Here is a 21956-nt window from a genome sequence, read left to right on the forward strand (position 1 = left end):
TGGCGGGTGCGGTCGTGGGCGCGTCGCCACGCTTGCCGACCAGGGGGTTCACGTCGGCGGGTCCGGGCGGGTCGGTCGAGGCAAGTGCCTTGCGAGGGCTGACGGATCCCCATCCGAACGTGTCCGACGGGACCGGCTCGTCGGGCCGGTTCGCGGTGTCTAGCAGCCGCTGAATGACCTGATTGGCAGTCCAGTCGGGGTGCACGGACCAGACGAGCGCGGCCACCCCGGAGGTGAGGGCGGCGGCGCCGCTCGAACCTGTGCCCATGCAGTAGCGCGTCTCCGAGATGCAAGCCGATGGCGTGTCGGCGCCTGGAGCCGAAAGGGAGACCCACGAGCCGGGAACGCCGTTGGAGGCCATAGAGCCCTTGCGCGTCAGCGCACTGACGCCGACGACGCCAGGGTATGCAGCGGGATAGACCGGCACGTCGCGCGAGTTGTCGGGCGTATTGCCCGCAGCGGCTACGACCAACTTCCCCTTGCGTTGTGCGTAGGCCACGGCCTCGCGCATATCTGGGACCGCAGTTCCCGTTCCCAGCGAGAGGTTGATGATTCGAGCCGGCGAATCGGCGGCAAGTCGAATGGCCTTCTCGACTGCCCCCGGCATCATGGAATTATCGCTCAAGTAGGTTCGAAATGGCAGGATTTTGACGCTCGGAGCAACGCCGTAGACACCTTGGCCACCATTGCCTCGTCCCAGTCCCGCAATGAGCCCGGCCATGCCGGTACCGTGTCCAGCCCCGTCATCCCCGGCACCCATGGGCCCGGCCAGCACCTGCCCTGCCAAATCGGGATGGGTGGCGTCGACCCCACTGTCGATGAGGGCCACAGTGACACCCGCGCCCTTCGAGCTCTTCCACACCTCCTCCATGTGCCAGACGTCGAGGTACCACTGAGCCGCCCGGACGGAATCTGCGCGAGCCGCAGGCGCGGCCCACACCGCGCCGACCATCGCCACCAAAAGCAGCGCTACGGCCGACGCCACGGAGCGGGCTTGAACGAGGCGTCCGCTCATACGAGGACGTTGTCCTTCCTGAAGGCTATTGCGTCGTCGAGCCGGGTCACTCGATGACGGGTGGCACGATGTCCCGACGGCGGGGCTCGTCCCATGCATCGTCGTTGTCACGTCGAGCGGGACCAGGACGCCTGCGTGGCCGGGTAGGGCGATCACCGCCGAGCAAGGAGGCAGGTGGCTCTCCGCCTCTACTGCGAGGGGCCCCGCGCGCATCTCCCGTACTAGGTGCCCCTGTCGCCGCCGGTGCGGACCGCTGCGCGGGTCCGGTCCGGGCTGTGGAAGCCGCAGGAGCGCCGATGACGCCACCCGGGGATGTCGCCAGCCTGCGTCGGTTGCTGCTGCCGGCCGGACTACCGCCCATCCCCGGTGCGCCCGACGCACCACCGCCCATACCGCGCCCGGGAGAACCCGTTCCCGGCGAGGCTCCGCCGTTGGCTCCGGCGCCAGGGGCCGGCGTGCCTTCACGCGTGGCGAAGCGACCACCACGAGCGGGCGAGGCGGGGGGAGCCCCGCCGCCGGAAGGCCCCGTGCCGGGCACCGAACCCCCACGACCTCCGCCGCCGGATCCGCCCCCGCGACTTCCTCCACCGCTCCCGCTCGGGACTGCTGCCCCACGGCTGCCTCCGCCACCGCCGGAGTACGCGCCGGACCCCGGAGGGGCGTACGGAGAGCTTCCGCCTCCGGGAATGTTGCCACCCGGCGTGGCTCCACCCGGCCCACCGGAATACGCGGGCGGCGTGGGCACTTCGACCACGGACCCGGGAACCGTCAAGGAGCCGTGACCTTCCAGATTGGTCGTTTGCGGCACATACGGCGTTGTCACCCCCGGTGTCGTCTGCCCCCAGGAGCCTGGCGGTTGAGCAATCGTGACCGGTGGGGCAAAGCCGCCGGGAGCCCCGTTCGGCCCGAGTGAACCCGGCCCACGACCGGAAGAAATTCCACTGGCCCAGCCAGTGCCACCGGAGCCACCTGGGCCTGCACCTCCACCGCCGGTGGGGCCACCACCACCAGCGCTACCGCCACCAGCGCTACCGCCACCACCGCCGGTGCCTCCTCCACCTCCACCTCCACCTCCGGTGCCGGTCCCTCCGGCGTCGCCTCCGGAGGCCGGGAACGTGGAGTATTTCTCCAAGGCCGGCGGCGGCGGGGGAAACGGCGGTGTCGGGATTGCCTGCAGCTCCCGCCCCGCGTCGCTGTAGGCGTACGCCAATCCCGTCATCACGCTGGCCGCCTCACCATGCAGCGACTGAAGATGCCCCTGAGCATCCGCCTTCGCCTTCGCCGGGTCCACGCCGACCACCGGCTTACTCGGATCGACAGGAGGCAGCACCTGGTTCGCCGCAGCGACGGTGGCCGGGTCGGGTGCGGCAGGGATGCGGTTCTTCGCGTCCTGGAGGTCCGTGCCGACTCGCTCCACATGGACGGCCGCGAGCTTCAGGTATGCCTGAAGATCCCCTCCCGCGCGCCCGACCTGACCGGCCCAGGACTGGAAGCCCTCGGCGCTCGGCCCCTGCCATCCCGCTCCGAGGATCGCGCAGTAATCGGACATGGCATCCACCACGCTCGACACGCGGCCGCCTGCGGCATGGAGCTTTTCGGCGTACTGGAAGAAGGTGCCCGGATTCGCGCCGTCAATCATCTTCTGGAGCGTCTCCAGGGGAAGCGCGCCGAAATCTGTCGACGGGCCCGGGCCCGAACCCTCGCTCGGCGTCATCGGTTTCCCCCCACGAACTCGAATCCGCTGTCCCGGCTCATCCGAGATCCACCACCTTGCTCGAAGGTCCACCGCCGGAGCCCGTTCCGGCAGCCGGCGGCCTGGTCGTGTTCTCCCTGAGCCGCGTCATGATCGCGTTCAGTTCACGACGCTGGTCCTCGTCGATCGCCGCAGTGGTGCCACCGGCCGTTCGGACCGACATCTTCATGGCGGCGATCTGGTCCTGCAGGACCCCGATCAACTGCTGAACCCGGGCGCTCGTCTCCTGCAAGACCGTGCCCATCCAGGCCGACTCGTGGAAATCCACACCCAAGTCCGCTCCGTTGAGCGCCAGTTCGGTGGACTTGGCCACCGGGTCGGGCCCCTCGCCGAGTTCCTTCATGAGGCCTTCCAGAGACCTCTCGAACGTTTCGAGCACGTCCAGACTCATCTCGAAGCCGGACCCGCCGCCCCCCGCATTTCCTGCCATGATCCGCACGTCCCCCCGCGCTCGCCCACCCCGCACCGCAGCCGGATTCGGACATAGTGAACGAACGCGGCCTTCGCAGCGCACCCCATTGATCCATACGTCGATGACGGTACGCAAGAGGAATTTGACGTTCCGTTAGGACTGTTTGGTTGGACGTAGTGTGACTTATCCGAGCTTCATCACGTCAAGGATGGGTCAAATTCCGCGTCTCGCGGTCGACCGCAGCCCCGAAGTGGCCAAAGCCGAGCGATATTTCGGCCACGCCGAACGCATTTTCGGGCCGAGCCATCCCACCCATGGGGTTGGCGCTCGGGCGACGTGGCGGTCGGCGGGCTGAACGGTGGACTGTGCGCACAGGCCATGGCGCCGGAAGGCCCGGAGAAGCCCGGGCCCCAAGTCTTTGCCGACGGAGCACCGTTGCGCCTCTCGTGACCCTCTACGCGGAAAGATCCACTCCCACCCTCGACGCTACTGCGGCGGACCGCCGCCCTGTCCGTGACCGCCGTCGACCGGCTGCTCGACGCCAACGGCCGTACCGGTGACCGCCTTCCCGCCCTCACCGTCCTGTGACGTGGATCGGGCCCCGCCGTCACGAAGACGGTGGGGCCCGAGGACCGCGTGTGCAAGGACAGCGCCGCTACCGCAGCGGCATGCCGTCCGCGATGCCCTCGCTTTCCGGGGGTGTCGCGATCAGGCCCAGTTCGGCCGGGTTCGCCAGGAGGGGGTGGGACGGCATGAGCCTGACCGTGTAACCGAACGGGCCGGTGCGGTCCAAGGCCAGGGAACCCTCGTAGAACCAGCGGCCGTGTTCGTCGCGGCGCCCCGCCTTGAGCGGGCCCACCACACCGTCCACGATCCGGTCCGCGTCGTCGACTCGCCCGTGCACGACCTGGACCTCGACGTCGGCCGGCGCGAGTTCGCCGAGCGAGACGAACACCCGCAGGCTCAGCGTGTTGCCGATCTCGGGGGAGTCCCCTATCCCGCCCGACTCGACGTGGTCGACCCGCACCCCCGACCACGAACGTCGCACGTGGGCCTTCCACTCGGCCAGGTCACGCGCGGCCGCGCCGGTGATCGCCCGGCCCGCGAGCGCGGCCGGCGCGTACAGCACGTCGACGTAGTCCTTGACCATCCGGTCCGCGAGGACCTTCGGACCCAGGGTGGCCAGCGTGTGGCGGACCATTTCCAGCCACCGCGTGGGCAGCCCCTCGGGCCCGCGGTCGTAGAACCTGGCCGCGACCGAGTTCTCGATCAGGTCGTACAGCGCGCCCGCCTCGAGGTCGTCGCGCCGGTCGACGTCGGTGATGCCGTCGGCGGTCGGGATCGCCCAACCGTTCGAGCCGTCGTACCACTCGTCCCACCACCCGTCGAGGATCGACAGGTTCAGGCAGCCGTTGAGCGCGGCCTTCATGCCCGACGTCCCGCATGCCTCCAATGGGCGCAGGGGATTGTTGAGCCACACGTCGCACCCGGGGTACAGGTGCTGGGCCATCGCGATGTCGTAGTCCGGCAGGAACACGATCCGGTGCCGCACGTCCTCGCGATCGGCGAAGCGCACGAGCTCCTGGATCAGCAGCTTGCCGCCCTCGTCGGCCGGATGGGCCTTGCCCGCGATGACGATCTGGATGGGCCGTTCGGGGTGCAAGAGCATCGCCCGCAGCCTGGCCGGATCCCGCAGCATCAGGGTCAGCCGCTTGTAGGAGGGAACCCGCCGGGCGAACCCGATGGTGAGCACGTCCGGATCCAGAACGCCTTCGATCCAGCCCAGTTCGGCGTCGCCCGCGCCGCGTTGCTTCCACGACGCGCGCAGTCGGGTCCGGGCCTCGGTCACCAACTTGGCGCGCAGCGTGCGCCGTAGTTCCCACAGCGAGCCGGGCGACAGTCCTTCGATCGCCGACCACGCCGCGGGATCCTCGGCGAGTTCGACGCCGAGCTCGCGCGAGGCCAGGTCCAGGACGTCGCGGTCCACCCACGTCGGCGCGTGGACGCCGTTCGTGATCGAGGTGATCGGCACCTCGGTGGTGTCGAAACCCGGCCACAGGCCGTCGAACATGCCGCGGCTGACCTGCCCGTGCAGTTTGCTGACGCCGTTGGCACGCTGCGCGAGCCGCAGGCCCATCACGGCCATGTTGAACACGCCCGGGTCGCCGCCGGGGTAGGTCTCCGCGCCCAGCGCGAGGACCTGCTCGACCGGTACTCCCGGACACGCGAGGTCGCCGCCGAAGTGACGCTGGATCAGGTCGCGGCCGAACCGGTCGATACCGGCCGGCACGGGGGTGTGGGTCGTGAAGACCGTCCCCGCCCGCGTGGCCTCCAACGCCGCGTCGAAGTCGAGCCCGTCGGAGGTGGCGAACTCGCGGATCCGCTCGATCCCCAGGAATCCGGCGTGGCCCTCGTTGGTGTGAAAGACCTCGGGGGCCGGATGTCCGGTGATCTCGCAAAATGCCCGCAAAGCCCGCACCCCGCCGATGCCGAGCAACATCTCCTGATGCAAGCGATGTTCACTCGTCCCGCCGTAGAGGCGGTCGGTCACCTCACGCTCGGCGGGCTCGTTCTCCTCGATGTCGGAGTCGAGCAGCAGCAGTGGCACCCGACCGACCTGGGCCTTCCAGATCCGCGCGTGCAACTCACCCGCGGGGAGGTCGATGACCACCCGTGCGGGTGCACCGTCGGCCCCCCGAAGGAGCGTCAGTGGCAACTCGTTGGGGTCGAGCAGGGGGTAGCGCTCCTGCTGCCAGCCGTCCCGGGAGAGCGACTGCCGGAAGTACCCGTGGCGGTACATGAGTCCGACGCCGACGATCGGCACACCCAGGTCGCCGGCGGCCTTGAGGTGGTCGCCGGCGAGGATGCCCAGACCGCCGCTGTACTGCGGAAGTGCCGCGGTGATGCCGTACTCCGGCGAGAAGTACGCGATCGCGGCGGGCGGCGAATCCTCGCCTGTGCTCGCCGTGGACAGGGTTTGGTACCAACGAGGTCCGGTCAGGTATTCGTGCAGGTCTTCGGCTGCGACCCGCAGTCGGGCAAGGAAGCGGCGGTCTTCGGCCAGAGCGCCGAGTTTGTCGTTCGGCACGGTGCCGAGCAGGCGGACCGGGTCCCGGCCGACCGCCGACCAGACGTCCGGATCGATCGACTCGAACAGGTCGCGGGTCTCCGCGTGCCAGGACCAGCGGAGGTTGATCGCCAGTTCACCCAGTGGCTCCAGCGGAGCGGGCAGAACCGTGCGCACGGTGAATCTGCGGATTGCTCTCACGCTGCGACCCTAGCCGGAAGGTGGCAGAACTTGCGACAGTGGATGCAGTGCGCTTGCAAAGCCGGCAAGATTTTGCGGATGCCCGTCGGGGTGTATTTACACCATATGGACCGTGCCCCGATCGGTTCGATGATCGTTGAACAGCCGGGTCCTTCCGTCCCGCCGTACTGCGGATATGTCGGTCATTCGTCCTCCGCGACAGCGGGTCGGGCCCCGCCCGGTTCTCGCTCGGTGGTCGCGTCACATGCAACGGCCGCCGCGCGGCGGTGAGAAGCGGACCCGAGCGATCCCACCGGACGCCGCCGGGTCGGCCTCGCGCCGTCGCCAGGTTCCGAGAAACGAGTCGGCATCGGGGAAACGAGTGGGTTTCCGTACGGGTGTAACGCGCGCGACGCGCACGAGTTGCCCGTCCGTGGGTACAGGAGTTCGGCATGACCAGTTCGGCTGAGAAGAACCCCGGGGGCGCCCGCGCACCCCGGGCGGGGCAGGCCGCGGCCGACGAGGCCGCGACACGGAAGGCGACTGCCGAGAAGTCGACGGCCGCGCCGGCCCCGACCACCTCCACGTCCAAGACGATCAAGACGACCGAGAGCACGAGGGCCACGAGGGCCCCCGTCACCGGAACGGGTGCAGCCGAAAAGGCGAAGCCCGAAACCGGGTCGGCGGGCAAGTCGCGGGTGCGCGCCACGAGATCGGCCAAGCCCACCGAGCGTTCGTCCACGCCCGCCACGAGATCGGCCGAGTCCACCGCGAGTTCGGCCACGCCGGCCGGGAGATCGGCCAAGCGCACCGCGGAATCGGCCAAGCCCGCCGCGAAGTCGATCAAGCCCGCTTCCCCCCGGATCGGGCGCATCCCGATCCTCGACGTCGAACCCGCCGTGGACGGTGGCACCCGACCGGCTCGCGCGGTCCCCGGCGAGACCTTCCACGTCGGCGCCACGGTCTTTCGCGAGGGCCACGACGCGGTCAACGCCAACGTCGTGCTGCGCGACCCGCGCGGCCGGGTCGCGCAGTCCACCCCGATGACGCCGGGGGCGCCCGGCACCGACCGCGTGCATGCCCAAATCACCCCGTCCTCGGAGGGCATGTGGACCTACGCCGTCGAGGCGTGGGGCGACCCGATCGCGACCTGGCGACACGCGGCCGGGATCAAGATCCCGGCCGACATCGAGGTCGGCCTGGTCCTGGAGGAGGGCGCGCAACTCCTGGAGCGGGCCGCCGCCGGGGTCCCGAAGAAGGACGGTCTGCGGGCGATCGTGCTGGCCGCGGCGAACGCGGTCCGCGACGAGGGGCTCGACCCGGCCGCGCGCCTGGCCGCCGCGCGATCCCCGGAGCTGGACGCGGTACTGACGCGACATCCGCTGCGCGAGTTGGTGACCTCGTCGGCCCGCCATCCGCTGCGGGTCGAGCGCGAGCGCGCGCTGTACGGCTCCTGGTACGAGTTCTTCCCGCGCTCCGAGGGCGCGGTGGTGGATCCCACCGGCAAGCGGCCGCCGCGCGGCGGCACGTTCCGGACCGCCATGGAACGCCTGGTCCAGGTCGCCGCGATGGGCTTCGACGTGGTGTACCTGCCACCGATCCACCCGATCGGCCACGCGTTTCGCAAGGGGCCCAACAACACCCTGGAGGCCGGCCCCGACGATCCCGGTTCGCCGTGGGCCATCGGTTCGCCCGAGGGCGGGCACGACGCGATCCATCCGGACCTGGGCACCATCGAGGACTTCGACGCGTTCGTCGCGCGGGCCCGCGAGTTGCGGATGGAGATCGCCCTGGACTTCGCGCTCCAGGTCTCCCCCGACCATCCCTGGGTGGAGAAGCACCCCGAGTGGTTCCGCCACCGCGCGGACGGCACGATCGCCTTCGCGGAGAACCCGCCGAAGAAGTACCAGGACATCTACCCGATCGACTTCGACACCGACTTCGACGGCCTGGTCGCCGAGACGCTGCGGGTGTTGCGGCACTGGATGGCGCACGGCGTGCGGATCTTCCGGGTGGACAACCCGCACACCAAGCCGGTGATGTTCTGGGAACAGGTGATCGCCGAGATCAACGCGAGCGATCCCGACGTGATCTTCCTGGCCGAGGCGTTCACCCGCCCGGCGATGATGCGCACGCTGGCCAAGGTCGGCTTCCAGCAGTCGTACACGTACTTCACCTGGCGCACCGGCAAGGACGAACTTCAGGAATACCTCACGGAGTTGACCACCGGCGAGGCGTCGTCCTACATGCGGCCGAACTTCTTCGTCAACACTCCCGACATCCTGCACGCCTACCTCCAGTACGGCGGTCCGGCCGCGTTCAAGATCCGGGCCGTGCTCGCGGCCGCGTTGTCCCCCTCGTGGGGCGTGTACGCGGGGTTCGAGCTGTTCGAGCACCTCGCGGTCAAACCGGGCAGCGAGGAGTACCACGACTCGGAGAAGTACCAGCTCAGGCCGCGTGACTTCGCGGCCGCCGAGCGGGAGGGGCGTTCGCTGGCGCCGTACCTCACGACGTTGAACCGAACGCGCCGCAGGCACCCGAGTCTGCAACGTCTGCGAAACGTGACCTTCCATCACGTGGACGACGATGCGGTCATGGCCTTCTCCAAGCGCACCCGTGTCGGAGACGTGGACGACCTCGTCCTGGTCGTCGTCAACCTGGACTCGCACCACACCCGCGAGGCGACCGTCTCCCTGGACCTGCCCGCCCTCGGCCTGGACTGGCAGGACACCTTCCCGGTGCACGACGAGTTCACCGGGGCCGGATACCGCTGGGGTCGGCACAACTACGTGCGTCTGGATCCCGCGCACGAGCCCGCGCATCTCTTCTCGGTCCGGAGGAACAGCCCGTGATCGTCAACGAACCCGTTCGTGACACCTTCGACGACACTCCGTCGCAAGATCGCGATCCCCTGTGGTTCAAGCGAGCCGTCTTCTACGAAGTCCTCGTGCGGTCCTTCCAGGACAGCAACGGGGACGGGGTCGGCGACCTCAAGGGCCTGACCCAGAAGCTGGACTACCTCCAGTGGCTGGGCGTCGACTGCCTGTGGTTGCCGCCCTTCTTCGCGTCCCCGCTGCGCGACGGTGGTTACGACGTGGCCGACTACACCGCCGTGCTCCCGGAGTTCGGCGATCTCGCCGACTTCGTCGAGTTCGTCGACTCGGCGCACAAGCGCGGGATGCGCGTGGTGATCGACTTCGTGATGAACCACACCAGTGACCAGCACATGTGGTTCCAGGAGTCGCGCAACAATCCGGACGGCCCCTACGGGGACTACTACATGTGGGCCGACGACGACAAGGCGTACGCCGACGCGCGGATCATCTTCGTCGACACCGAGACCTCGAACTGGACCTACGACCCGGTCCGCAAGCAGTACTTCTTCCACCGCTTCTTCAGCCACCAGCCCGATCTCAACTACGAAAACCCGCGCGTGCAGGAGGAGATGCTGGCCGGTCTGCGGTTCTGGCTCGACCTGGGCATCGACGGGTTCCGTCTGGACGCGGTGCCGTACCTGTTCGCGCAGGAGGGCACCAACTGCGAGAACCTGCCCGCCACCCACGAGTTCCTCAAGCGGGTGCGCAAGGAGATCGACGACAAGTATCCGGACACCGTGCTGCTCGCCGAGGCCAACCAGTGGCCCGAGGACGTCGTCGACTACTTCGGCGACGGCGACGAGTGCCACATGGCGTTCCACTTCCCGGTGATGCCGCGCATCTTCATGGCGGTGCGGCGCGAATCCCGCTACCCCGTCTCGGAGATCCTCGCCGGCACGCCGTCGATTCCGAACAACTGCCAGTGGGGCATCTTCCTGCGCAACCACGACGAGTTGACCCTCGAAATGGTGACGGACGAGGAACGCGACTACATGTACAAGGAGTACGCCAAGGACCCGCGCATGCGGGCCAACGTCGGCATCCGTCGCCGGCTGGCCCCGCTGTTGGACAACGACCGCAACCAGATCGAGCTGTTCACCGCGCTGTTGCTGTCGCTGCCGGGTTCACCCGTCCTGTACTACGGCGACGAGATCGGCATGGGGGACAACATCTGGCTCGGCGACCGCGACGGGGTGCGCACGCCGATGCAGTGGACTCCGGACCGCAACGCGGGCTTCTCCACGTGTGATCCGGGCAGGCTCTTCCTGCCCAACATCATGGACCCGGTCTACGGCTACCAGGTCACCAACGTCGAGGCGCAGATGTCCAACGCGTCGTCGCTGGTGCACTGGACCCGCCGGATGATCGAGGTGCGCAAGCAGAACCCGGCCTTCGGGCTCGGTACGTACAACGAGTTGCCCTCGTCCAATCCCAGCGTGCTGGCGTTCCTTCGTGAGTACGAGGACGACATCGTGCTGTGTGTTCACAACTTCTCGCGCTTCGCCCAGCCGACCGAGTTGGACCTGCGGCAGTTCGAGACGTTCGAGCCGGTCGAGCTGCTCGGGGGGGTGACATTTCCCGCGATCGGTGAGCTTCCGTATCTCCTGACGCTCGCGGGGCATGGTTTCTATTGGTTCCGTCTCACTCGGGGAGAAATGACGCTGTGACGTATTCCACCCGACCTCACGATCCGAGTTCCGGTGCCGTGATCGCACTGTTGCGGGACTGGCTTCCGCAGCAGAGATGGTTCGCCGGCAAGGGCCGACCTCTTCGTGGGGTCGGCGTGGTCCACAGTCTCGAAGTGGTCTCCGGTGACCCCGCCCTGCACCACACGGTGTTGCGGGTCGAGCACGGGGCCGATCCGGAGCACTACCAACTGCTGCTGGGCGTACGCGAGTCCTTGCCCGCGCGGCTCGCGCACGCGTCGATCGGGCGGCTGCCGAACGGCAATTGCCTCTACGACGCGGTCTACGACGCGGAAGTGACCCGCTGGTTGCCGGAACGGTTCGCCGCGGCGGACACCGTCGGGCCGCTGTCCTTCCACCGGCGTCGGGCCGAGGCGCCCGATCCCGCGTCGGTCGGCCTGGTGATCGCGGCCGAACAGTCCAACACGTCGATCGTGTTCGGCGACGACGTGATCCTCAAGCTGTTCCGGCGCCTGGTCCCCGGGGTCAATCCCGACCTGGAGGTCTCGATCGCGTTGGCCGGCGCGGGATCGCGCCGGATCCCCGCACCGGTCGCGTGGTTCGAGATGCCGTTCCCGAACGACGAGCATCAACCCACCACGCTGGGCATGCTCCAGGAGTATCTGCGCACGGGTACCGACGGCTGGGAGTTGGCCAAGACGTCGGTGCGCGACCTGTACGCGGGCCAGGAGGTGCGCGGCCCGCGCCCGAGCGCGCACGAGTCCGGCGGTGACTTCGCGGGCGAGTCGTTTCGGCTCGGCGCCGCGACCGCCGAGGTACACGCCGATCTGGCCCGCTCGCTGCCCACGGCGGCCGCGGGCCCGGCCGAACTCGCGGCCATCGCGCGCGACATGGAGCGCCGCCTCGACGCGGCCGCCGAGGCGGTGCCTGACCTGGCGCCGTTCGCGGATCGGCTGCGCGAGGCGTACGCCGACCTGGAGGAGCTCGGCCGCGACGATCATCCGGTCGCGCTCCAGCGCATCCACGGCGACTTCCACCTGGGTCAGGTCATGCGCACCGCGACCCGGTGGGTGCTGATCGACTTCGAGGGCGAGCCGGCCAGACCGTTGAGCGAGCGCCGCTCGCTGCACTCGCCGTTGCGCGACATCGCGGCGATGCTGCGCTCGTTCGACTACGCGGCACGCCATCTGCTCGCGGGTGGCGGTGGGTTCTGGGGTCGCGGCGCGCCCGCACCGCACCTGGTACGGCGGGCGGAGGAATGGGCCACCCGCAACCGGGACGCGTTTTGCGCCGGCTATGCCGACGCGGGCCCGTTCGACCCGCGCACCGAGCCCGTACTGCTGCGCGCGTTCGAGACGGACAAGGCCGTCTACGAGGTCATGTACGAGTCGGGCAACCGGCCCTCCTGGCTGCCCGTGCCGATGTCGGCGGTCCGCCGGCTGTCCGAGCGTTCACCGCAACCGCACTGACCTCGCGCCCACTCCACCACGCATTCCACCCCTCGCATCCAGCACCACGTCCCAGGAGGTCCCACCCGTGACGGCCCGTCAGGACACCAGCGCGTCAACCGAGGACGGCGGCAGCACCGATCGTCCGAACCCCCGACGAGGCAAGCGTTCGCCCACTCCTCGCCGCCCGGCCCCGAGTTCGGGCGTCCCGCCACTGGACGCACAGGAGTTGCGCCGGCTGATCGACGGCGGTCACCACGATCCGCACGCGGTGCTCGGTCCGCACCCGGGCGTACCGGGGGTGGACGGGATCGCGGTCCGGGTGCTGCGGCCGTGGGCTCGCGGGGTGACCGTGGTCGTCGGCGAACGACGAATCCCCTTGGTCCACGAGGCCGAGGGCCTGTTCACCGGCGTGCTGCCGGGCACGCAGGTGCCCGATTACCGACTCGAAGTCGCCTACGACGGCGCCGACGTGAACACGGACGACCCGTATCGCTTCCTGCCCACACTCGGCGAGATCGATCTGCACCTGATCGCCGAGGGCCGGCACGAGCGGTTGTGGGACGTGCTCGGCGCGCACGTGCGCTCGTACGAGACGCCGGCCGGGCCGGTCACCGGCACGTCGTTCGCGGTGTGGGCGCCCAACGCGCGCGGTGTGCGGGTGGTCGGCGACTTCAACTACTGGGACGGCATCGGGCATCCGATGCGCTCGCTCGGCTCGACGGGCGTGTGGGAGTTGTTCCTGCCCGACGTCGGCGACGGCACCAAGTACAAGTACGAGGTCCTCGGCCGCGACGGGTCGTCCCGGCACAAGGCCGACCCGATGGCGTTCGCGACCGAAATCCCCCCGTCGACCGCGTCGGTGGTGCACACCCCGACCTACTCGTGGTCGGACAAGGAGTGGCTGGCCCGGCGGGCGGACGCCACCCACCACACGTCGCCGATGAGTGTGTACGAGGTCCATCTCGGTTCGTGGCGACCGGGTCTGACCTACCTTCAGCTGGCCGAGCAACTACCGGCCTATGTCGTGGAGATGGGCTTCACGCACGTCGAACTGCTGCCGGTGGCCGAGCATCCGTACGGCCCGTCGTGGGGCTATCAGGTGACCTCGTACTACGCGCCCACGTCGCGATTCGGTTCGCCCGACGAGTTCCGTCATCTCGTCGACGCGCTGCACCGCGCGGGCGTCGGGGTGATCGTGGACTGGGTTCCGGCGCACTTCCCCAAGGACGATTGGGCGCTGGCCCGGTTCGACGGCACTCCGTTGTACGAGCACCCGGACCCGCGCCGGGGCGAACACCCCGACTGGGGCACGCTCGTGTTCGACTACGGCCGCCACGAGGTGCGCAACTTCCTGGTCGCCAACGCGGTGTACTGGTGCGAGGAGTTCCACATCGACGGACTTCGGGTGGACGCGGTCGCGTCGATGCTCTATCTCGACTATTCGCGTGAGCACGGGCAGTGGGCGCCCAATCAGCACGGCGGCCGGGAGAACCTGGACGCGATGGCGTTCCTGCAGGAGATGAACGCGACGCTGTATCGGCGCGTGCCCGGCGTGATGACGATCGCCGAGGAGTCCACCGCGTGGGACGGCGTGACGCGCTCCACGGATAGCGGCGGCCTCGGGTTCGGCTTCAAGTGGAACATGGGCTGGATGCACGACACGCTCGAATACATCCAGAAGGATCCGATCCACCGTCAGCACCATCACAACGAGCTGACGTTCTCGCTGATGTACGCGTGGAGCGAGAACTACATCCTGCCGATCAGTCACGACGAGGTCGTGCACGGCAAGCGCTCGCTCGTGGACAAGATGCCGGGCGACCGTTGGCAGCAGATGGCCAACGTGCGCGCCTATCTGGCCTACATGTGGGCCCACCCGGGCAAGCAACTGTTGTTCATGGGCTCGGAGTTCGGTCAAGGCGCGGAGTGGTCCGAGGCACACGGCCTGGACTGGTGGCTGCTCGATCACGCCGAACACCAGGGCTTGCAGGCGTTGGTGCGCGACCTCAACGCGACGTACAAGAGCAAGCCGGCGCTGTGGACCCAGGACACCAGGCCCGAGGGCTTCTCGTGGATCGACGGCGGCGACTCCGCCTCCAACGTGGCGTCGTTCATCCGGCACGGCGCGGCGGGCGAACAACTGGTGTGCGTGTGCAACTTCTCCCCGGTGGTCCGCGAGGGCTTCCGGGTCGGCCTGCCGCACGCGGGTCGCTGGCGCGAGGTGCTGAACACCGACGCGGGCCCGTACGGCGGCGCCGACGTCGGCACCGGCGGCGCGGCGCAGGCCGAGGAGGTGGAGTGGCAGGGGCGCCCGGCGTCGGCGCTGCTGACCTTGCCGCCGCTGGCGACGATGTGGTTCGTGCCGGAGTAGCCGTGCGGCGCGGGTGAACGCGAAGGCGCCCCGGGACCGGGTGGGTTCCGGGGCGCCTTTTCGCGTGCGCGCCCGGTGGTTCGGCGTGCGTGCGCGTTCCTGCGGCGTGCGCTCGGGCGGCGTGCGCGCGGGCAACGTGTGTGCTTGGGGCTACTTCACGTTGCCCTTGTTGATGCCGTAGCCGGGGATGTGCAGGATCCCTCCGAGTTGCGCGTAGATCGCCGACTCGACGTTCGAGAAGAAGACGATCGGGACGTTGATCGGCGGCGGGCTGTCGGGCGTGAACGTGATCGGGATGACGCCGAAGATGTTGCCCTTGAGGCTCTTGACGTACATCGTCGTGTCCACGCCCGCGTTCATCCAGGACTTGCTGCCCGCGTCGGAAGAGATCACCACGTCCGTGCCGTTGTCCTCCTTGACGGTCATCGACAGGTTCCAGATGTCCATGCCACCGGAGACGACGAACTTCAGCGCGTTCGCTTCCGTGCCGTCCTTGGTCTTGACCTTGACGACGCCCTGGTAGTTCAGCCCGGCCATCGCCAGCAGGCTGGACTTGAGTATCACCGGGTCCTTCGCGACGAACGGCAGGCCCGAGTCGTTCTTCGCGACGACGGGCACCTTCGACGGACACGGATACGGCGTCTTGCCGTCCCTGAGCTTGCTCGAGGACGCCGACGACGCCGACGTGGAGGGCTTGGCCGACGTCGGAGTGGGCTTGGCGGACGTCGACGTCGCGGGTGCGGACGACGCGGGCATGGACGTCGCAGGCGCCGAGGATGCCGTAGGCGACGCCGTTCCCGAGGACGGCCGCGCCGAGGCGGAAGCCGGAGCCGAACTCGATGCCGACGCCGAACCCGACGCGGGCGGCGAGGCCGACGCCGGCGCGGAAGCCGAACCCGACTTCGCCGCCGTCGCGCTCGTCCCCGAACCTGCACCCGAACCTGCACCCGAACTCGGGCGTGAACTCGGGTTCGCGCTCCCCGGCTTGCCGCTCGGGCTCGCCGAGACACACGGCCCGTCCGCGTAGGGGTTGTCCGGCAACGGGTCGCTCGGGGACGCGTGCGCGATCCCGACGACACCGAGAACTCCGGTCGTGGCCATGGCCATCGCCGCCAGGGCCAGTCGCGGCGCGGTGTGTCCCGAGGCACAATCACCGGATCGGTGGGTCACCGACCCGGTTCGTGCTTCCCCCGAGGCATCGGGGTCCTTCCGGCGGAGTGCGTCGGCGAGAAATCCCTCGTCACTCGATTCGGCCTCGGGGTCCCGGTCGTCGCCGGCGTCTCCCATGCCGTCGTCCCCGTCGCCGTCGGCGCTGCCGGAGTCCGGCGGATCGCTGTACACCCACGAAACGGCGAGGGTGCCACCGATCAGACCGAACAGCATGCCGAAGAAGAAGCCGCCGAGCGTCGCGACGATGAAAGACACGAGCGACACGAGGATGACGAAGATCCCGATGTAGACGCGCGCCTGCGGCGTGAGCCACAGGGCGATTCCACTCATGATCAAAATCGCGCCGATGAAGAGCGCCGACACCCCACCGAACTGCTGAAGCTGAACGGTGACGTCACCGGCGTCGAGCGACGCGTACGGCGCCCACATGATGGGCACGGCGCCCAGGATGGAGAACAGTCCGGCCCAGAACGGTCGGGCGTGCCTCCAGACCCGGAACGCCCCCCGTCCGCGCCCGAACGCGCTGCGTTGGGGCTGGTCTGCGGTCACGAGTTACTCCCTGCGGTGTTGCTCCGGAACGGCGGACCGGCCGCGGGCGGGAGGCCCGCCCGCGGCCGACGACACGTCAGAAGCACTCCTTGCTGCTGCCCCCGACCTCGAGGTGCAGGTCTTTCAGGTAGAACTTGCCGGCCTGAACCAGCCACGCCGACTGCTTGACGTCGGTGAACTTGGCGTGCTCGGCCTGTTGTCCGAACATCGTCGGGTGACCGTTTCCGCCGAGGGCGGGGCCCTTGGCCCAGTCGGAGGAGCCCTTGGCCATGGTCGACGCGTCCACGCCGATGTCCATGTTGGTGAACTCGGCGTCGCCGTCGAGTCCGTCCATGGACAGCCGCATGTTGTCGGCCGTGGCGGGCGTGCCCTTGTTGCCCGCCTCGATCCGCAGGACGACCCCGAGCGCGGGCACCTTGACGGACTGACACAGGCTCTTGATGTCGGCGTGCCCGATCGCGGCGGTCGCCACGGCGACGTTCGCGCCGTTCTTGCGCTGCAGGCTGTCGCCGTACTGCGAGAAGTCCTTCGCGTCCATCTCGGCGGCGGAGACCTTGAAGTTCCCGCCGGACACCGTGATGTTCACCGGAATCGCGCCGTTCGCGACCCCCGCGAACATGCCGACCGTGATGGCCGCCACGGGAACGAGCGTGATACCGAACCGCTTCCAGCGAGTCTTGCCGCTACCCGCCTGAACCTTCTTGTCCATGGTCCTCCTCGGGACAAAGTCCCCACCGCATGCGGACCAGGGCCGCACGTGGCGGGGCATGGAGGGAGGGCCTGCCTGTCCTGGGACGGACCGGCACGGCCTGGATGGGGAGGTCCGTGTTCGAGCCCCGACCGGCTGCCGGGGTAAAAGAGACACGGATCGAGCGGCCCGATCATCTTTCACCACCGGGCCGGCACACAAGAGGTTCGTTACCGGCCAGTAACGGAGATCGGGGAACGGTCTTTCCGGAGCATCACAGCGGGGCATCAACACCCGTGCAGGTCATGCCCATTCGTCCCGATAGGTCCGCTGGACAGTGACTGATGGATCACCAAAAGCCACGCACAGCAAGGGAAATGACACTTGGTCAAAGATGGGCAAAGACAAAGCCCCCGCCGCTCTCGGTACGAGAACAGCGGGGGCTTCGTCGACAAAGTCGGGCCCGGGAGACCGCGCGGCTCCAGCCGCGAACGCCTCGGACGAACCGTCAGAAAAGTACGCCCGCCAAGGCCATCCGCGCCTTCGGGACGCGCGGGTCGTCCGCGCCGACGATCTCGAACAGGTCGAGCAGGTGCAGGCGCGCCTTGTTGCGGTCGTCGCCGGCCGTGCGCCGGACCGTCTCCACGAGTCGGGCGAACGCCTCGTCTGCGCGGCCGTCCAGGATGTCCAGGTCGGCGGCGAGCGTCTGCGCGGCGGCGTCGTCGGGGTGCTCGGCGGCGGCCTCGCGGGCCTTGGCCGGGTCCACCCCCTGGGTACGCACGAGCAGTTCGGTGTTGATCAGCCCGAGCTTGGCCTCGGCGTGCGCGGGATGGTCGGACAGGACATTGCGAAACGCCTGGACGGCGCCGTCCAGGTCGCCCGACTCCAGCGCCTCGTCGGCCGCCGCGAGCAGTGGGTCGCCGGCGGGCTCCTCGTCGACCTCCGTCGCGCTCTCGTCGATCTCGGGGCCGGCGCCGCCGACCACGACGCCGGTCAGGCCGAAGCGCTCCTCGCCCAGCTGGACCAGCTGGTCGAGCACCTGCCGGGCCTGCTGCTCGGGCACGACACCCTGGAACAGCGGCGCGAGTTGGCCGCCGACCACCGCCATCACGGCGGGGATGCCCTGGATGCCGAACTCCTGGGCGAGCCGGGGGTTGGCGTCGACGTCGATCTTGGCGAGTACGAACCGGCCCGCGTACTCCTCGGCCAGGCGCTCCAGGAGCGGGCTCAGCTGCTTGCACGGCTGGCACCACTCGGCCCAGAAGTCGATCACGACGGGCGCCTGTTGCGAAAGCGCGAGCACGTCGGTCTCGAAGGTGGCCTCGGTGACGTCGATGACGACCCGTTGGCCTCCGGACGCGGCGGCGGGTTCCCCGGCCGGCGTGGCCGCACGCTTGGCGGCGTTGTCGGCGGCGGCCTTGACCGCGCCGAGGTCGACTACTCCGCGCATGGACATGTTCCGTGGCTGCATGTAGACATCTTCCCCCGAGAGCGAGCCGGGCGATGCACCGGCCGCGCGCGGAAGTCTCGTCACGTCCCGGTCCCCGCAGGATTGCGGGCCCCGGGACGGACGACGATCCTTGACGGATCGTCAGTGGCGACCGTGATGCTCGAATCCCCATCCAGGCAACGCGATTCGCTACGGCTCGTAGCGTAAGGGGATTCCCGGGCGGAACGCGACAGTGCGATCCGCAATGGCGGATGTGACGTGCGCCACCGCCCCGTACCGTACCTGCCGGTAACCTGACCCACCGTGCACGACGAATCGGCGGCAATCCGGCCCGAAGACCCCACCCTGACACCCCGCGTCAAGGGCCGGCCGCGCAGTACCACCGCGGACGACGCGATCCTGGCCGCCGCCCGCTCGCTGCTCGCCGACGGCGGCTGGGCGGGCCTGACCATGGGCGACGTCGCCGCCCGGGCAGGCGTGGCCAAGACCACGCTGTACCGCCGCTGGCACTCCAAACACGACCTGGCCATCGCCGCAGTCGCCGAGATGCTCGGCACCCTGCACCTGCCCGACCGCGGCGCCGACCTGCGCGCCGACATCGAGGACGTGGTCCGCCGCTTCGCCGCCCTCCTGGGCCGCCCGGAGATGCGCACCGCCCTGATGGGCCTGGTCGCCGACTCCACGAGCGACCCCGCCCTGCGGCGGCGCATCCGCGAGGAGGTGGTGAACCCGCAAAAACGCCTGGTCGTCGAGGGCCGGGCCCGCGCCGAGGCCCGAGGCGAGATCACCGCCCCGGGCGACATCGACGTAGACCTGATCTTCGACGTCATCGCCGGCACGGTGGTCCAACACGTCCTGGTCAGCGCGGAACCCGCCGGCGACACCTGGGTGGACCGCTTCACCACCTTCGTGGTGGCCGGCCTCCTGACCTGAACCAGAGGCCGGATCAGCCCACCCCGACGCCGTAAAACCGCCGCCCGCCCCGAAAACGCAACGGGTGGTGCGGGTGGGAACCCCACCCAACCAAACCAAGACGCACCCGCAGCAAAGAACCTAAAACCGAGCCGGCTCCGTGTAGGTCCCCCACTCCTCCTTCAAAACATCACAAATCTCCCCAAGCGTCGCCTCGACCCGAGCGGCGGCCAACATGGGCGGCACCAAATTGGCAGTGCCCCGCGCAGCGCTCCGCATGGCCGAGAGCGCCGCACCCACCGCGGCCTCGTCGCGGGCCGCGCGTCGCCGGCCGAGCAACGCCACCTGATCCCGCTCCACCTCGTGGCTGACCCGCATGATCTCCAGGTCGCCGGTGACCGAGCCCTCGTGGCAGTTGACGCCGACCACCCGCTTGTCGCCCTTTTCGACGCCGCGCTGGTAGCGGAAGGCCGACTCGGCGATCTCGCCGGTGAACCACCCGTCCTCGATCCCGCGCAGGATGCCGGCGGTCATCGGCCCGATCGGGTGCGGCGAGGTCTCGCCGAGTTCGCGGATCTTGGCGAACGTGGCCTCCGCCTCGGCCTCCAGCCGGTCCGTCAGCGCCTCGACGTACCACGAGCCGCCCAGCGGGTCGGCGACCGCGGTGACGCCGGTCTCCTCCATCAGTACCTGCTGCGTGCGCAGCGCGATCTCCGCGGCCTGCTCGCTCGGCAGCGCCAGCGTCTCGTCGAGGGCGTTGGTGTGCAGCGAGTTGGTGCCGCCGAGCACCGCCGCGAGCGCCTCGACCGCGGTGCGGACGACGTTGTTGTACGGCTGCTGCGCGGTCAGCGAGACGCCGGCCGTCTGGGTGTGGAAGCGCAGCCACTGCGCCTTCGCGGTCTTCGCGCCGTACTCGTCGCGCATCCACCGCGCCCAGATCCGCCGGGCGGCGCGGAACTTGGCGATCTCCTCGAAGAAGTCCACGTGCGCGTCGAAGAAGAACGACAGCCCCGGCGCGAACAGGTCCACGTCCATGCCGCGCGACAGGCCCAGTTCGACGTAGCCGAAGCCGTTCGCCAGCGTGTAGGCGAGCTCCTGCGCGGCCGTCGCCCCGGCCTCGCGGATGTGGTAGCCGGACACCGACAGGGGCTTGTACGCGGGGATCTCGGCCGCGCAGTACTCCATCAGGTCGCCGATCAGGCGCAGGTGCGGCTCGGGTGCGAACAGCCACTCCTTCTGCGCGATGTACTCCTTGTAGATGTCGGTCTGGAGCGTCCCGTTGAGCTTGCCGATGTCCACACCCTGGCGCTCGGCCGCGACGAGGTACATCACGAACGCCGGCACCGCCGGGCCCGAGATCGTCATCGACGTGGTGACGTCGCCGAGCGGGATGTCCTTGAAGAGCGTGTCCATGTCCGCGGCCGAGTCCACCGCGACGCCGCAGTGCCCGACCTCGCCGAGCGCGCGCTCGGCGTCACTGTCGATGCCCATCAGCGTCGGCATGTCGAACGCGACCGAGAGGCCGCCGCCGCCCGCCGCGAGGATCATCCGATAGCGCTCGTTGGTCTGCTCGGCGTTGCCGAACCCGGCGAACTGCCGGATGGTCCAGGCCCGGCCGCGATAGCCCGTGGGGTAGAGGCCGCGGGTGTACGGGAACTCGCCCGGCCAGCCGATCCGCTCGAAGCCCTCGTAGGGCTGCCCCTGCGGGGGGCCGTAGACCGGCTCGACCTCCAACTCGGAGAGCGTGGTTCGGCGCATCGCGTCGGAGCGGACCTTGTCGTAACGCTCCTGCCAGCGCCGGCGTCCCGCTTCGATGTCCTCGGTGTTCACGTGGCTCCCATCCGATGCCGTCTTCGTAGGACTCATTCCCGCGTGGCACGAGGAAATTACTAGGACGTCCTAGTAAATGTCCACGACCCCCGAAACGCCAAGCCCCGAGCCTCTTTGGTCGCCCATTCGGCCGCTTCCGCCCCGCTATGGGTGACGGCGTGGCCGGATCGCTGTCCGAGGGGCTCGCGCCGCGTCGACTACCGGTCCGTCGAACGTCGGGGAGGGACGAGCCCACCCGTCGGATTCGGGCAGCCGCCCGCCGCCCGCGCCGACACCATGGTCGAACTCGGGCAGGGGAAGGGCGTGTTGACGGTCCGGGTCGCAAACATCCCCGGCCCCGCCGGGTACGCGGAATCGCTGTGGGAGCGGCCGGGGATTGCTCGGCATGCGCGAGCGGCCCACGTCGCAAGGGGGGCTCGCTCGTCGCGGGTCCACGAGCGCGGGGCGGATTCGAGGTACGGCTCACCCTGCCGACGGCCGGCGCGCGCGTCCGGCACGCCTGAGGCATACCCGAGGCACGCCGATCGTCCGGCGACGGGGGGCAGCAGGCTCGGTGATCGGGCCCAGGCGGTCATGGTGGCCTACG

At 69.2% G+C, this 21956-nt stretch carries 12 protein-coding genes; 5 read left to right on the plus strand and 7 right to left on the minus strand.

All coding sequences use genetic code 11. The features are described 5' to 3' along the window. From GT354_RS01120 to glgP, 3 genes are all read right to left on the minus strand, one after another. On the minus strand, window positions 1-1015 hold a 1015-nt coding region (locus tag GT354_RS01120; RefSeq protein ID WP_161354243.1), incomplete at its 3' end, for a S8 family serine peptidase. A gap of 1751 nt (window positions 1016-2766) precedes the next feature. Further along, window positions 2767-3315 carry a hypothetical protein gene (locus GT354_RS01125; protein ID WP_161354244.1) on the minus strand — a complete coding sequence of 183 codons (549 nt, stop codon included), beginning with the start codon at window positions 3313-3315 and terminating at the stop codon, window positions 2767-2769. 520 nt (window positions 3316-3835) lie between these two features. Then, entirely contained in the window at window positions 3836-6448 is a 2613-nt protein-coding gene (glgP, locus tag GT354_RS01130) for an alpha-glucan family phosphorylase (RefSeq protein ID WP_161354245.1), read from the minus strand. A 431-nt stretch (window positions 6449-6879) separates the two neighbouring features. Here glgP and GT354_RS01135 point away from each other — a divergent pair, with 431 nt between their 5' ends. The 4 genes from GT354_RS01135 to glgB all read left to right on the plus strand — a co-directional run bounded on the left by GT354_RS01135 (window position 6880) and on the right by glgB (window position 14771). Beyond that, window positions 6880-9279, plus strand: coding sequence for a maltotransferase domain-containing protein (locus GT354_RS01135; protein ID WP_202511411.1), 2400 nt, complete (start codon window positions 6880-6882; stop codon window positions 9277-9279). Then, window positions 9276-10970: a maltose alpha-D-glucosyltransferase gene (gene treS / locus GT354_RS01140; protein ID WP_161354246.1), complete on the plus strand. Its 1695-nt coding sequence runs from the start codon at window positions 9276-9278 to the stop codon at window positions 10968-10970. The genes GT354_RS01135 and treS overlap by 4 nt, the downstream gene beginning before the upstream one ends. Further along, a complete protein-coding gene (locus tag GT354_RS01145; RefSeq protein ID WP_161354247.1) occupies window positions 10967-12418 on the plus strand; it encodes a phosphotransferase in 1452 nt (483 codons plus the stop codon). Before treS ends, GT354_RS01145 begins: the two co-directional genes overlap by 4 nt. 67 nt (window positions 12419-12485) lie before the next feature. Continuing rightward, window positions 12486-14771, plus strand: coding sequence for a 1,4-alpha-glucan branching protein GlgB (gene glgB, locus GT354_RS01150; RefSeq protein WP_161354248.1), 2286 nt, complete (start codon window positions 12486-12488; stop codon window positions 14769-14771). A 150-nt stretch (window positions 14772-14921) separates the two neighbouring features. Here glgB and GT354_RS01155 read toward each other — a convergent pair whose 3' ends face one another. The 3 genes from GT354_RS01155 to GT354_RS01165 form a co-directional block, all read right to left on the minus strand. Beyond that, a complete protein-coding gene (locus tag GT354_RS01155) occupies window positions 14922-16490 on the minus strand; it encodes a DUF6114 domain-containing protein (RefSeq protein ID WP_161354249.1) in 1569 nt (522 codons plus the stop codon). Window positions 16491-16566: 76 nt separating this feature from the next. Continuing rightward, window positions 16567-17199 carry a DUF6230 family protein gene (locus GT354_RS01160; RefSeq protein ID WP_161354250.1) on the minus strand — a complete coding sequence of 211 codons (633 nt, stop codon included), beginning with the start codon at window positions 17197-17199 and terminating at the stop codon, window positions 16567-16569. Window positions 17200-17686: 487 nt separating this feature from the next. Continuing rightward, entirely contained in the window at window positions 17687-18649 is a 963-nt protein-coding gene (locus GT354_RS01165) for a tetratricopeptide repeat protein (RefSeq protein WP_161354251.1), read from the minus strand. A gap of 282 nt (window positions 18650-18931) precedes the next feature. Here GT354_RS01165 and GT354_RS01170 point away from each other — a divergent pair, with 282 nt between their 5' ends. Further along, entirely contained in the window at window positions 18932-19561 is a 630-nt protein-coding gene (locus tag GT354_RS01170; protein ID WP_161354252.1) for a TetR/AcrR family transcriptional regulator, read from the plus strand. A 120-nt stretch (window positions 19562-19681) separates the two neighbouring features. Here GT354_RS01170 and GT354_RS01175 read toward each other — a convergent pair whose 3' ends face one another. Then, window positions 19682-21370 (minus strand): methylmalonyl-CoA mutase family protein, encoded by a 1689-nt coding sequence (locus GT354_RS01175; RefSeq protein ID WP_161354253.1) that lies wholly within the window; start codon window positions 21368-21370, stop codon window positions 19682-19684. Between the last annotated feature and the right edge of the window lie 586 nt (window positions 21371-21956).

Source organism: Streptomyces sp. SID3343, from assembly GCF_009865215.1.
Classification (GTDB): domain Bacteria; phylum Actinomycetota; class Actinomycetes; order Streptomycetales; family Streptomycetaceae; genus Embleya.